Source organism: Kaistia geumhonensis (assembly GCF_030815145.1).
Lineage (GTDB): Bacteria > Pseudomonadota > Alphaproteobacteria > Rhizobiales > Kaistiaceae > Kaistia > Kaistia geumhonensis.
In genome coordinates, this window is record NZ_JAUSWJ010000001.1 from 4,446,203 (window position 1) to 4,459,076 (window position 12,874).

The following is a 12,874-nucleotide window of genomic DNA, read 5'->3' on the forward strand; positions in this document are numbered from 1 at the left end:
GGAAGGGGAGCGGGAAATGGCGGACGCGGGACGGGTCGAAGGCGGCTGCCATTGCGGCGCGGTGCGTTTCGAGGCGACGGGGGATTTCTCCTCCGCGATCTCGTGCAACTGCTCGATCTGCCAGAAGCGCGGGCACTGGCTCGCCTTCCTCCCCGCGTCGGCCTTCACCGTCACGGCCGGCGAGGCGTTGCTGACGGACTATCAGTTCAACCAGCATGTCATCCATCATCTCTTCTGTCCGCGCTGCGGCATCGAAGCCTTCGCGCGCGGCAAGACGCCGGACGGCGGCGACATGGTGGCGGTCAATGTCCGCTGCATCGACGGCATCGACCTCTCCGCCGTCACCGTCCACCCCTATGACGGTCGCAGTCACTGAGAGAGCCCGCGGCTGCGGACGGCGCGGCCGTCGGTCGCGTTGCCGGCCTTTTCTGGACAGGCCAGCGGCCGGCCGCTAAAAACGCCGGCACGTTTTCCTTCGCGCGGCCCCGACGGGCCGCGCATGTCTTTCCAGGCGGGTCCGTTCATGAGCAGCGTCAACGACATCCGGTCGGCCTTTCTCGGCTTCTACCAGAAGAACGGGCATGAGGTCGTCGCGTCGAGCTCGCTCGTTCCGAAGAACGATCCGACGCTGATGTTCACCAATGCCGGCATGGTCCAGTTCAAGGACTATTTCACCGGCCGGTCGACGGCGCCCTGGCCGCGCGCCACCACTTCGCAGAAATGCGTGCGCGCCGGCGGCAAGCACAACGACCTCGACAATGTCGGCTACACGGCGCGGCATCACACCTTCTTCGAGATGCTCGGCAACTTCTCGTTCGGCGACTATTTCAAGGAGCGCGCGATCGAGCTGGCCTGGACGCTGATCACGCGCGAATTCGGCCTGCCGAAGGAGAAGCTGCTCGTCACCGTCTATCACGAGGACGACGAGGCCTTCTCGCTGTGGAAGCGTATCGCCGGCCTGCCGGACGAGAAGATCATCCGGATCGCCACTTCCGACAATTTCTGGCAGATGGGCGACACCGGCCCCTGCGGGCCGTGCTCGGAGATCTTCTACGATCATGGCGAGTCGATCCCCGGCGGCCCGCCCGGCAGCGCGGACGAGGATGGCGACCGCTTCATCGAGATCTGGAATCTCGTCTTCATGCAGTTCGAGCAGATCGCGCCGGGCAACCGCGTGCCGCTGCCGAAGCCCTCGATCGACACCGGCATGGGCCTCGAGCGCATGGCGACCGTCCTGCAGGGCGTGCACAACAACTACGACATCGATCTCTTCCGCGCCCTGATCCGCGCGTCGGTGGAGGCCACAGGGGTTCCGGCCGAGGGCCCGCATCTCGCCAGCCACCGCATCATCGCCGATCATCTGCGGGCCTCGAGCTTCCTGATCGCCGACGGCGTGCTGCCCTCCAACGAGGGCCGCGGCTATGTGCTGCGCCGGATCATGCGCCGTGCGATGCGCCATGCGCATCTTCTCGGCGCCGTGGATCCGCTGCTGTGGCGCCTCGTGCCGGCGCTCGTGCGGGAGATGGGCCGCGCCTATCCCGAGCTGATCCGCGCCGAGGCGCTGATCTCCGAGACGCTGCGGCTCGAGGAGATCCGCTTCCGCCGCACCCTGGCGCGCGGCCTCGGACTGCTCGATGAGGCGACCACCGGCCTCGTCGCCGGCGCGACGCTCGACGGAGAGACCGCCTTCCGCCTCTACGATACCTATGGCTTCCCGCTCGACTTGACGCAGGAGGCGCTGCGCGCCCGCAATATCGGCGTCGACACGGCCGGATTCGCGACCGCGATGGAGCGCCAGAAGGCCGAGGCGCGCGCGAGCTGGGCCGGCTCCGGCGACACCGCCGCCGAGACGATCTGGCTGACGCTGCGCGACAGGCTCGGCGCGACCGAGTTCCTTGGCTATTCGGCCGAGGCGTCGGAGGGCAAGCTCATCGCGCTCGTGCGCGACGGCGCCGAGATCGCCGAGGCGAAGGCCGGCGAGAGCGTGCAGGTCGTCGTCAACCAGACGCCGTTCTATGGCGAGTCGGGCGGCCAGGTGGGCGATGCCGGCCGCATCGAGACCGAGGGCGGCGCCGTGATCCGCGTCGACGACACGCAGAAGCGTGGCGACGGGCTGTTCGTGCATCAGGGCGTGGTCGAGAGCGGCGTCGTCCGGACCGGCGATTCGGCGCGCCTCAGCGTCGATCATGCCCGTCGCGGCTCGATCCGCTCCAACCATTCCGCCACCCATCTCCTGCATGCGGCGCTGCGTAATGTGCTTGGCGAGCATGTGGCGCAGAAGGGCTCGCTTGTCGCGCCGGAGCGCCTGCGTTTCGACTTCAGCCATCCGAAGCCGATCGAGGCCGAGGAACTCGCTGCCATCGAGGAGATCGCCAACGAGGTCGTCCTGCAGGATGCGCCGGTGACGACGCGGCTGATGGACCGCGAGGAGGCGATCGGCTCCGGCGCCATGGCTCTCTTCGGCGAGAAATATGGCGACGAGGTGCGGGTCGTCTCGATGGGCGAGCGCGAGGGCAAGACCTATTCCGTCGAGCTCTGCGGCGGCACGCATGTCGGCCGCACGGGCGAGATCGGTCTCGTCACCATTCTCGGCGAGGGCGCGGTCGCGGCGGGCGTCCGGCGCGTCGAGGCGCTGACCGGCAAGGCGGCGCGCGAGCATCTCGAACTGCAGGACCGGCGCCTGAAGCAGGTCGCCAGCGCGCTCAAGGTTCGTCCCGAGGAAGCTGCGGACCGCGTCGCGGCTCTGGTCGAGGAACGGCGGCGGCTGGAGCGGGAACTCGCGGACGCGAAGCGCAAGCTGGCGCTCGGGGGCGGCGGCCAGGCGGCTGGCGATGGCGTGCGCGCGGTCGGCGATCTCAGCTATCTCGGCCGCGTCGTCGAGGGCATCGCGCCGAAGGAGCTCAAGGGCCTGGTGGACGAGGCGAAGAAGTCGGTCGGCTCCGGCGTCGTCGCCTTTGTCGGCGTCGCCGAGGACGGCAAGGCGGCGATCGTCGTCGGCGTCAGCGACGATCTGACGGCCCGCTTCAGCGCGGTCGATCTCGTGCGGATCGGCGCCGAGCACCTCGGCGGCAAGGGCGGCGGCGGGCGCCCCGACATGGCCCAGGCCGGCGGACCGGACGGCGCGAAGGCCGGCGAGGCGCTCGGCGCGATCGAGGCGCGGCTGGCGGGCTGACGCCGCCCGCGCGGGAGCGAAGGCCATGGAGCATGTCGCCGACGGCCGCCAGCTCCTCGTGTTTCTGGTCGCGGCCGGCATCGTCGTTCCGCTCTTCCAGCATCTGAAGCTCGGCGTGGTGCTGGGCTTCCTGATCGCCGGCATCATCGTCGGGCCGGGCGGCTTCGGCCATCTGGTGCCGCTGAGCTCGCTGTTCGGCTATGCGACGATCACCAATGTCGGCCAGCTGCAGGCATTCGGCGATCTCGGCATCCTGTTCCTTTTGTTCACGATCGGCCTCGAGCTTTCCTTTGCACGGCTCGGCTCGATCGGGCGGCTGATGCTGGGCGCGGGCGGGCTGCAGGTCGCGCTCGCCACGGCCGCCATCTACGCCGCCGCGGCGCTGGCCGGCTTCGAGTTCGACGATTCGCTCGTCTTCGGCATGGCCTTCGCGCTGTCGTCGACCGCCATCGTCACCCAGTCCCTCGCCGAGCGGCGCCGGCTCGGCACGCCGGTCGGACGCACCGCGCTCGGTGTGCTGATCCTTCAGGACCTGATGGTCGTGCCGATCGTGATCGTGGTCGGCATTCTCGCCCAGCCGGGCGCCAGCGTCGGTCTCGCCCTCGTGAAGGGCGTCGCGATCGCCGCCGTGGTGGTCGTCGGCGTGGTCCTGCTCGGCCGCACCATCGTGAAGCCGCTGATGCGCTTCGCGGGCGCGACCGGCAACCGGACGCTGCTCATCGCCATCACGCTCCTCATCATCGTCGTCGCGGGCTTCATCACGGCGCGCGCCGGCCTCTCGGCGGCGCTCGGCGCCTTCCTTGCCGGCCTCCTGCTCAGCGAGACGGAGTATCGCCACCAGATCGACGTCGAAGTCGAACCGTTCAAGGATCTGCTGCTCGGCCTCTTCTTCATGACGGTCGGCATGACGATCGACATCGCGGCGGTCGTCGGCCAGCTGCCGATCATCATCGCGGCGCTGGCGGTGCTCTTCCTCGTCAAGCTGGCCTTCGGCTACCTGGCGCTCCGAATCGCGAAGCTCGAACGGGCGGCGGCGGTCGAGACGGCTTTCATCCTTTGCGGCGCCGGCGAGTTCGCCTTCGTCGTCCTGACGCTTGCCGCCCGCGACGGCGTCGTTTCCGACGAGATCGCCCGGCTCGCCACGACCATCGCCGCGATTTCCATGGTCCTGACGCCGGTCATGGGCGCACTCGGCTCGCGATTCGCGAAGCGCCTCGCCGCCCGCGACGCCGAAGCGCGGAGCGGCGTCGGCGGCGATCATGGCTTCTCGGATCATGTCATCATCGGCGGCTTCGGGCGTTTCGGCGCCACGGTGGCGAAGCTGCTCTCGGCCGAGGATATCGCCCATGTGGCGCTCGATCTCGACGCCGAGCATGTCGTGCGCGCGGCGCGCGAGGGGCAGATGGTCTTCTTCGGCGACGCGACACGGCCGGAGATCCTCGCGCGCCTCGGCGCGGAGCGGGCCCGCGCTTTCGTGGTGACGGTCGACGACGCCGTGATTTCCGAGCTAATGGTGCGGACCATCCGCGAGCACTGGCCGTCCGCCATCATTCATGCGCGCGCGCGGACCGTGACGCATGGGCGGCGGCTGCTCGATGCCGGCGCCAATGATGTGGTGCCGGAGGCGCTCGAGGGCAGCCTGCAACTCGCGGGCAATCTCCTCGGCGATATCGGGCTGCCGGACGAGGCGGTGGAGCAGCGCCTGGCCGTGGCCCGCGAGACCGCCCGCGCGCTGATGCGCGGCGGCCCGGCGGAGCCCGACAAGGCGAAGCCGCCTATCGATGGGTGACGGGCGGCCTCGCTGTCGAGTGTCACGTCAGCCGGCGCGGCGGCCTTCGCTCTGACGCTCCAGCATCCAGCCGGGATATTCCGGCGGCAGCGCGCTGACCGCATCGAGCGTCGCCATGTCCTCGGTCGACAGGTCGATCGCGACGGCGCCGAGATTGTCGGCGAGCTGGTCGGCCGACTTGGCGCCGATGATCACCGAGGTCACGAAAGGCTTCTTCAGGAGATAGGCAAGCGCGATCTGCGGCACTGAAGCGCTCTTGGCCTCCGCGATCGCCCGCATCGCATCGACGGCGTCGAAGGCGCGGTCGCGGTTCACGGGCGGGAAGTCGAAGCTGGCGCGCCGCGATCCATCGGGCCCCGAGCCGTCGCGCTGGTACTTGCCCGAGAGCAGGCCGCCGGCGAGCGGGCTCCACACCATCAGCCCGACCCCCTCCGCCTGAAGGAGCGGCGCGATCTCGCGTTCGAGGTCACGGCCGGCGATCGTGTAATAGGCCTGCAGCGAGGCGACGCGCGCCCAGCCTTTGGCGTCGGCAAGCCCGACCGCCTTCATGATCTGCCACGCCGCCCAGTTGGAGACGCCGACATAGCGGACATGCCCCTGGCGCACGAGGTCGTCGAGCGCGCGCACCGTCTCCTCGACCGGCGTCAGCGGGTCGAAGCCATGGATCTGGTAGAGGTCGATATAGTCGGTGCCGAGCCGCTTCAGGCTGGCCTTGACCGCGTCCATGATATGGCCGCGCGAGGCGCCGCGGTCGTTCGGACCGGGACCGACGGCGCCGAGCGCCTTTGTCGCGAGAACCACGTCGCTGCGCTTGCGGCCGGAGTTGACGATGGCGCGGCCGGTGATCTCCTCGGAAAGGCCTTCGGAATAGACATCCGCGGTGTCAATGAAGTTGATGCCGGCGTCGAGCGCGCGGGCGACGATGCCGTCGGCGACGGACTGGTCGAGCTGGCCGATGGCGGTCCAGAAGCCCTTGCCGCCGAAGGTCATGGTGCCGAGGCAGAGTTCGGAGACGAGGAGGCCGGTGCGGCCGAGTGTCTTGGTGCGCATGGAAATTCTCCGGGTGATGGCAGCGGGGAGGGCGGCTCGTCGGGCCGCCGGCGCGTCCGCCGCCCCATGAAGATGGGCGCGCGCGCTGCTCGTGCGGTAGCCTTTTGCTGGCTCCTTCTTGCACGATCCTCTCAGGGCGCCCATTCTCTGACGTGCCGGCAAGGATGCGGTGCGGGTGAAGCGAAGGAAACCAGCTCATGGACGAACGCGATGCGCTGGCCTCGATCCTCCGCCGCCACGCTGTGAAGGGTCGCACGATCACGCCCATTCCGCGGCTCGGGCTGCTTCGCGCCGAATCGAACAACGTGCCGGCGCCGGCCTTCTACGAACCGGTTCTCTGCGTCGCGGTGCAAGGTGCCAAGCGGCTTTTCGTCGGCGATGCCGTGCTGACCTATGACCAGCGGCATTTCCTCGTGGTCGCCGTCGATCTTCCGGTGATGGCCGCGATCGTCGAGGCGAGCCCCGAGGAACCCTATCTCTGCGTGTCGCTGCGGCTCGACCGTCTGGCCATCGTCGACATCCTCTCCAGCCTGCCGCCCGCGCCTGCCGTCGACGAGCCGGTCGGCCTGGCGATCGGGACGCTCGATCGCGATTTGCTCGATCCTCTCGTGCGGCTCGTCGGCCTGCTCGATCGGCCCGCGGAAGCGGCGATGCTGGCGCCGCTCTACGAGCGGGAGGTGCTTTACCGGCTCATCACCGGTCCGGCGGGTCCGGTGCTGCGCCAGATGGTGGTCCATGACGGCCGGCTGGCGCGGGTCGAGCGCGCGATCGCGTGGATCAAGCGGCATTTCGACCAGCCGATGCGCATCCAGGGGTTGGCCGAGATCGCCGGCATGAGCCCGGCGTCGCTGCACCGACATTTCAAGGCGGTGACGGCGATGAGCCCGCTACAGTTCCAGAAGCAGATACGCCTGCAGGAGGCGCGGCGGCGCCTCGTGGCCGAGCCGCAGGATGCCGGAGTCGTCGGCTATGCCGTGGGCTATGAGAGCCCGTCGCAGTTCAGCCGTGAGTACGCCCGCCTCTTCGGAGCGCCGCCGTCCCGCGACGCCGCGCGGCTGCGCGGTCTCGGCGAGCGCGCGGCGCCGGAGCCCTGACGTTCACGCCGCCTTGCGGCTGATGAAGAGACCGGTCTCCTTGGGGCATGCGAGCACCCCGCCGCCGCGCGCGAACGCCTCCTCGACCGAGGCCCGGAAGGCCGCGAGTTCGGTCTCGCTGGCGCGGTCGCCCGGCGGAAACGAGGTCATTGCCAGAATGACGTCTTCCGGATCCGCGACACGCATGCTGGCCGGGTGGATGGCGGTCTCGACGGCGCCGAAGCATGCGCCCATCGAGCGTTCGGCGTCCTCGAAGCCGAAGGCGAGCGCGGCCGGATTGACGGGAGAACCGCCGAAGACGGTCGTCAGCTCATAGATCGCCCGCATGTCGCCGATGCCGTTGGTGGTGACGGCGAGCGCGCCGCCGGGGCGCAGCACCCGGTGCGCCTCCGCGATCGCCGCGGCCGGATCGGCGACGTGGTAGAGCATGTGCATGGCGAGGACGAGGTCGAAGCTCTCGTCGGCGAAGGGCAGCGAGGCGGCGTCCGCGATCCGGCCGGTCACCGAGGCGAAGGGCAGGGCGGCGCAGCGGGCGACGGCCTCCTCCACCATGCCGGGCGAAAGATCGGCGAGCGTCAGATCGAGCCCGGCCGGAACATGCGGCGCCGCGGAAGCCCAGAACCAGGCCGGTCCGCAGCCGATGTCGAGCAAGCGGTTGCCGACTGCGAGCGGCAGGCGCCGGGCGACCCATTCGAACCAGGGCGTTTCGGCCACCATCGACTGCGAGAACAGTCGGCCGCGCGCCGCGAGCTTGCGGCTGTCGGAATATTGTTCGGCATTTCCGCTCGACATCGACGTCATCGGATCACCCCGCTCGTCAATGAGGTGAGCCTAGTCGCGCCGGGTTGAACGCGCCAGTCCCGTTCGCGTCAGGGGCGAATCCAGACGCGCAGAGTCCCGATGCTCTCGAAGCCCAGCGTGTGGAAGGGCGTGCGATCGTCGCCCGATTCGTAGCCGACGACCGGCAGGCCCGGCGCGCGGCGCCGGGCGACCTCGACGAGGGCTGCGAGCGCGGCCTCGTCGCCGCCGAGAAAGACGTTGGAGATGCCGATCGCGCCGTTCGAAAGGTTGAGGGCGGCCCCTGCCAAGATCCGGCCTTCGCGGGTGAGGGCGAGGAAGCTGATCCGTTCGTCGTCGAGGAGCGACGGAGGAAAGACCCTGCCGCCATTCTCCATGCCTCCCCAGGCGCGTTCCCAGAGCGCCAGCTCGTCGGCCGCTTCGACCACCGCGACGCCGAAATCTGCTACGCCCGCCGCTAGCGCCGCCGTCGGCGGCAGCCAGAGCCAGTCGGCGTCGAAGATCGGTTGGAGACCGATGTCAGAGAGGTCGAGCCTGGAGAAGCTGTCCTTGATGCCGATCCCGCGCCCGGGTTGCTCGGCCAGTAGCTCGATCGCCGTCAGCTGCTGGTCGGTGGCGTCGGGATCGGTCGTGACGAGATTGGGATAGAAGGGCGGCGCGTCGCCGCCATTGATCCAGAACCCCGGCTCGAACCGGCACGCGGCCCCATGTGCGCGCGAGACGGCGTCGCACCAATCCGCATTGTTCCAGGCTGCGAGCACGACGGGGTCTGACATCGTTCCATCCGCATAAGCAAAACGGCGCGGGGGACACCCGCGCCGTCGTGACATCGTGATCGGCGGCTCTCAGCCGGCCATGGCCTTGGTCAGGTTGTCGCTGACCTTGTCGAGGAAGCCGGTTGTCGAGAGCCATTTCTGGTCGGGGCCGACCAGGAGGGCGAGGTCCTTGGTCATGTAGCCGGCTTCGACCGTGTCGACGCAGACCTTCTCCAGCGTCGCAGCGAACTTCGCGAGCTCGGCATTGTCGTCGAGCTTCGCACGGTGGGCGAGGCCGCGGGTCCAGGCGAAGATCGACGCGATCGAGTTGGTCGAGGTTTCCTTGCCCTTCTGGTGCTCGCGATAATGGCGGGTGACGGTGCCGTGCGCCGCCTCGGCCTCGACGGTCTTGCCGTCGGGCGTCAGCAGGACCGAGGTCATCAGGCCGAGCGAGCCGAAGCCCTGCGCGACGGTGTCGGACTGAACGTCGCCGTCATAGTTCTTGCACGCCCAGACATAGCCGCCGGACCACTTCAGCGCCGAGGCGACCATGTCGTCGATCAGGCGATGCTCATAGGTGAGGCCGGCGGCCTTGAAGTCGGCGGCGAACTCGTTGTCGAACACCTCCTGGAAGAGGTCCTTGAAGCGGCCGTCATAGGCCTTGAGGATCGTGTTCTTCGTCGAGAGATAGACCGGATACTTGCGCATCAGGCCGTAATTCAGCGAGGCGCGGGCGAATTCGCGGATCGACTCGTCGAGATTGTACATCGCCATGGCGACGCCGGCGCCCGGGAACTTGAACACTTCCTTTTCGATGACGGTGCCGTCTTCGCCCTCGAACTTGATCGTCATGCGGCCCTTGCCGGGCACCTTGAAGTCGGTCGCGCGATACTGGTCGCCAAAGGCGTGGCGGCCGACGATGATCGGCTGCGTCCAGCCGGGAACGAGGCGCGGCACGTTCTTGCAGATGATCGGCTCGCGGAAGATCACGCCGCCGAGGATGTTGCGGATCGTGCCGTTCGGCGACTTCCACATCTCCTTGAGGTTGAACTCCTTCACGCGTGCTTCGTCGGGCGTGATCGTCGCGCATTTGACGCCGACGCCGACCTTCTTGATCGCTTCAGCCGCCTCGACCGTGACCTTGTCGTTCGTCGCGTCGCGATGCTCGATGCCGAGGTCGAAATACTGCAGGTCGATGTCGAGATAGGGGTGGATCAGCTTGTCCTTGATGGCCTGCCAGATGATGCGGGTCATCTCGTCGCCGTCGAGCTCGACGACCGGATTCGCTACCTTGATCTTCGCCATGGACTGTTCGCCTCGCCTTCGTTCGGAAGCCCTCGCGGCGGTGGAGGCCGGCGCGATCGGGCATGAGAAACCCGGCCTGCTATAGCATCGCCGCCCGGGAGCGCCAATGCGCGGCGGCGCAGCGCCGGTTAAGGAACAGGGCGATTTTGTGGCTCCGTGCGGGAACGGCGGGCCGGCCTTGCCGTTGCAATGCATCGGCCGGGATGCGCTGCGATCCGGGCCGCTACCGACAGCCCCGGAGTCCACCATGTCCGATCTGCACGAGTTGATCGAAACGCTCATGCTGAAGGCGGCGCTGACCCTGATGCTCGGCCTGGTCGGCTGGGCGGGCGCCGTGGTCTTCATCGGCCTCGCCACGGCCGCCGCGCGCAACGTCGTCGCGTCCCCCGCCGTTACCTGGGCGGACGAGAACGCAGCGATCCTGGCGCTGTTCCTGACGACGCTCGGTTATGTCTGGCTGAAGCTCCGGCCCGCGACGTCGAACTGACCGTTCGACGTCGTCGCCGTTGCGCTGCCGGATCGCCTCAGGCGATCCGCTTCGCGGCGAGGCCGAGCGCGATATAGCTCCAGCCGGTGAAGATCAGCGAGATGCCGGCCAGAGTTCCGGGGACCCAGAGACCCGAGAACGGGTAGTTGGTGAGGATCATCACGCCGGCGATCAGCGCGATGACGCCGGCGGCGGCGATCCAGCCCCAGCCGTCATGCGGGCGGATGCGCAAGCCGAGAATGATCTGGAAGATGCCCTTGGCGATGAACACGGCGGCGATGACGAGCGTCAACGCAAAGGAGCCGGTCGCGGGCGACATGTAGATGGCGATGCCGCCGAGCAGCATCACGACGCCGATCACAAGCTGCCACAGGAAGCCGGTCCAGCTCTGGACGCTGAAGCTCTGCCAGATCTGCACCACGCCGGCGACCACCAGCACGGCTGCGAGGAAGATCCCCACCGCGAGCGACGAAACCAGCGGCATCGCGATGGCGAAGAACCCGCCGATCAGAAACACGATCCCGAGGGCGACGAACCAGCCCCATTTCTGCTGGACCGTCGTGGAAATGTTGCGGACCGTGACGTTCGACATGGCGTTGTGCTCCCAAGCTCCGACGCCGATTTTGAACCAAGCCGCGCTTCAGCACAATGACGGCGGACGCTGCTCGTCGGGCCGTGACTGGAACGGCGCCGAGCGATGCGGTAGGGAACGGGAAAACCGAGCCGCTCCTGCCGATGACCCATAACGCCGACCGTCTTCTCGCCGATGGCCCCGCCATCATCCTCGTCGAGCCGCAACTCGGCGAGAATATCGGCACGGCGGCGCGCGCCATGGCCAATTTCGGTCTCGGCGATCTCCGGATCGTCAATCCGCGCGACGGCTGGCCGAACGAGAGCGCGCGCCGCGCCGCGAGCCGCGCCGATCATGTCTTCGACCGCATCCGCGTCTTCGACAGCCTCGCCGATGCCGTCGCCGATCTCGGCTTCCTGATCGCGACGACGGCGCGTTCGCGCGAGGTCGTGAAGACGGTGCGCGGTCCGGCCTCGGCGGCGGCGATCCTGCGCGGCCATGCCGCGGCCGGCACCGGCACCGGCATTCTCTTCGGGCGCGAGCGCGTTGGGCTCTTCAACGAGGAGATCTCGCTCTGCGACGAGATCGTGACGCTGCCCGTCGACCCGCGCTTCGCTTCGCTCAACATCGCGCAGGCCGTGCTGATCCTCGGCTATGAATGGCGGCGCAGTGGACTTGCCGAGGAAGAGGGCGGGCTGCCCTTCCAGACGCCCAACCCCAGCCGTCCCGCCACCAAGGAGGAACTCACCGGCCTCTTCGAGCATCTCGAACGGGCGCTCGACGCGGTGACCTTCTTCCGGCCGGCCGAGAAGAAGCCTGTCGTCGTGCAGACGCTGCGCGCGATGCTGACCAAGGCCTCGTTCACGGAGCAGGACATCCGCACGATGCGCGGCGTCATCGCGGCGCTCGAGAATCGCCCGACCCGGCCGCGACGCCGCAGCGATGGATCGCTGACGACCAGCCGCGAGGCGGACGAGGAGGAGGCGCTATGAGCGCCCGTCTGCTGGTGTTCGATTCGGGCATCGGCGGTCTCTCGGTGCTCGCCGAGATCAGGCGGCGCGTGCCGCGGGCGGGCATCGTCTACGTTGCCGACGACAAGGCCTTTCCCTATGGCGACTGGGAAGAGGGGCCGCTGGGAGCGCATGTCGTGGACCTCGTCGGGCGGCTGATCGCCCGCTATTCGCCCGATGCGGTCGTCATCGCCTGCAACACTGCCTCGACGCTCGTTCTGCCGGCCCTGCGCGCGGCGCACACCATCCCGTTCGTCGGCACGGTCCCGGCGGTCAAGCCTGCGGCGGAGCGCACGAAGAGCGGCGTCATCGGCGTGCTCGCGACGCCCGGCACCATGCGACGCGACTACACGCGCGCGCTCATCCGGGACTTCGCGCAGGCCTGCCACGTCCGCCTCGTCGGATCCTTCGAGCTGGCTCCCCTTGCCGAAAGCGCCATGCGCGGCGATGCCGTGGACGACGCGGCAATCCTCGCCGAGATCGAGCCCGCCTTCATCGACGTTGGCGGGAAGCGCACGGATGCGGTGGTGCTCGCCTGTACGCATTACCCGTTCCTCGTCGATCGCTTCCGCCGTATCGCGCCCTGGCCCGTCGCCTGGATCGACCCGGCCGATGCGATCGCGCGACGGGTCGTGTCGCTGCTCGGGCTCGACGAGACGCCGAGCATGATGAGGGTTCCGGGCAGCGCGCGGCTTTCGTCGGGGAAGGCGTGGTCGCCTGCGCTCGTGCCGCTCCTCGAGACCTACGGCCTCACGCCCGAGACGGGCGATCCCTTGTGAGCCGCGAAGGGCCGGCCTAGTTTGCCGGCCCGCGAGGGCGGGACAGCAACAGACAGAACACGAT

Annotated in this window: 12 protein-coding genes; 7 read left to right on the forward strand and 5 right to left on the reverse strand. The window is 68.5% G+C overall.

Features of this window, described 5'->3' with window-relative positions; translation table 11 throughout:
- Positions 1 to 16: 16 nt before the first annotated feature.
- The 3 genes from QO015_RS21080 to QO015_RS21090 all read left to right on the forward strand — a co-directional run bounded on the left by QO015_RS21080 (position 17) and on the right by QO015_RS21090 (position 4,961).
- Positions 17 to 376, forward strand: coding sequence for a GFA family protein (locus QO015_RS21080; protein ID WP_266284144.1), 360 nt, complete (start codon positions 17 to 19; stop codon positions 374 to 376).
- A gap of 147 nt (positions 377 to 523) precedes the next feature.
- Entirely contained in the window at positions 524 to 3,172 is a 2,649-nt protein-coding gene (alaS, locus tag QO015_RS21085; RefSeq protein ID WP_266284145.1) for an alanine--tRNA ligase, read from the forward strand.
- Positions 3,173 to 3,197: 25 nt separating this feature from the next.
- Positions 3,198 to 4,961: a cation:proton antiporter domain-containing protein gene (locus QO015_RS21090; protein WP_266284146.1), complete on the forward strand. Its 1,764-nt coding sequence runs from the start codon at positions 3,198 to 3,200 to the stop codon at positions 4,959 to 4,961.
- 27 nt (positions 4,962 to 4,988) lie between these two features.
- Here the strand turns inward: QO015_RS21090 and QO015_RS21095 are convergent, their stop codons facing one another.
- Positions 4,989 to 6,011, reverse strand: coding sequence for an aldo/keto reductase (locus tag QO015_RS21095; RefSeq protein WP_266284147.1), 1,023 nt, complete (start codon positions 6,009 to 6,011; stop codon positions 4,989 to 4,991).
- 197 nt (positions 6,012 to 6,208) lie between these two features.
- On the opposite strand from QO015_RS21095, the gene QO015_RS21100 reads away from it, so the two are divergent.
- Positions 6,209 to 7,105 carry an AraC family transcriptional regulator gene (locus QO015_RS21100; RefSeq protein ID WP_266284148.1) on the forward strand — a complete coding sequence of 299 codons (897 nt, stop codon included), beginning with the start codon at positions 6,209 to 6,211 and terminating at the stop codon, positions 7,103 to 7,105.
- Between the two features lie 3 nt (positions 7,106 to 7,108).
- Here the strand turns inward: QO015_RS21100 and QO015_RS21105 are convergent, their stop codons facing one another.
- From QO015_RS21105 to QO015_RS21115, 3 genes are all read right to left on the reverse strand, one after another.
- Positions 7,109 to 7,906, reverse strand: a complete 798-nt coding sequence (locus tag QO015_RS21105; RefSeq protein ID WP_266284150.1) for a class I SAM-dependent methyltransferase — start codon at positions 7,904 to 7,906, stop codon at positions 7,109 to 7,111.
- Between the two features lie 68 nt (positions 7,907 to 7,974).
- Positions 7,975 to 8,679, reverse strand: a complete 705-nt coding sequence (locus tag QO015_RS21110) for a hypothetical protein (RefSeq protein ID WP_266284151.1) — start codon at positions 8,677 to 8,679, stop codon at positions 7,975 to 7,977.
- Positions 8,680 to 8,748: 69 nt separating this feature from the next.
- Complete coding sequence (locus QO015_RS21115) at positions 8,749 to 9,963, reverse strand: NADP-dependent isocitrate dehydrogenase (protein ID WP_266284152.1); 1,215 nt, start codon at positions 9,961 to 9,963, stop codon at positions 8,749 to 8,751.
- 247 nt (positions 9,964 to 10,210) lie between these two features.
- Between QO015_RS21115 and QO015_RS21120 the strand changes: the two genes are divergently transcribed.
- The gene (locus tag QO015_RS21120; RefSeq protein WP_266284153.1) at positions 10,211 to 10,450 is read left to right on the forward strand and encodes a hypothetical protein; all 240 of its coding nucleotides are present in this window, start codon (positions 10,211 to 10,213) and stop codon (positions 10,448 to 10,450) included.
- A 37-nt stretch (positions 10,451 to 10,487) separates the two neighbouring features.
- Here the strand turns inward: QO015_RS21120 and QO015_RS21125 are convergent, their stop codons facing one another.
- Complete coding sequence (locus QO015_RS21125; protein WP_266284155.1) at positions 10,488 to 11,042, reverse strand: HdeD family acid-resistance protein; 555 nt, start codon at positions 11,040 to 11,042, stop codon at positions 10,488 to 10,490.
- A 143-nt stretch (positions 11,043 to 11,185) separates the two neighbouring features.
- Here QO015_RS21125 and QO015_RS21130 point away from each other — a divergent pair, with 143 nt between their 5' ends.
- Positions 11,186 to 12,013 carry an RNA methyltransferase gene (locus tag QO015_RS21130; protein ID WP_266284156.1) on the forward strand — a complete coding sequence of 276 codons (828 nt, stop codon included), beginning with the start codon at positions 11,186 to 11,188 and terminating at the stop codon, positions 12,011 to 12,013.
- Entirely contained in the window at positions 12,010 to 12,810 is an 801-nt protein-coding gene (murI, locus tag QO015_RS21135) for a glutamate racemase (protein WP_266284157.1), read from the forward strand. Before QO015_RS21130 ends, murI begins: the two co-directional genes overlap by 4 nt.
- The last annotated feature ends 64 nt before the right edge of the window (positions 12,811 to 12,874 follow it).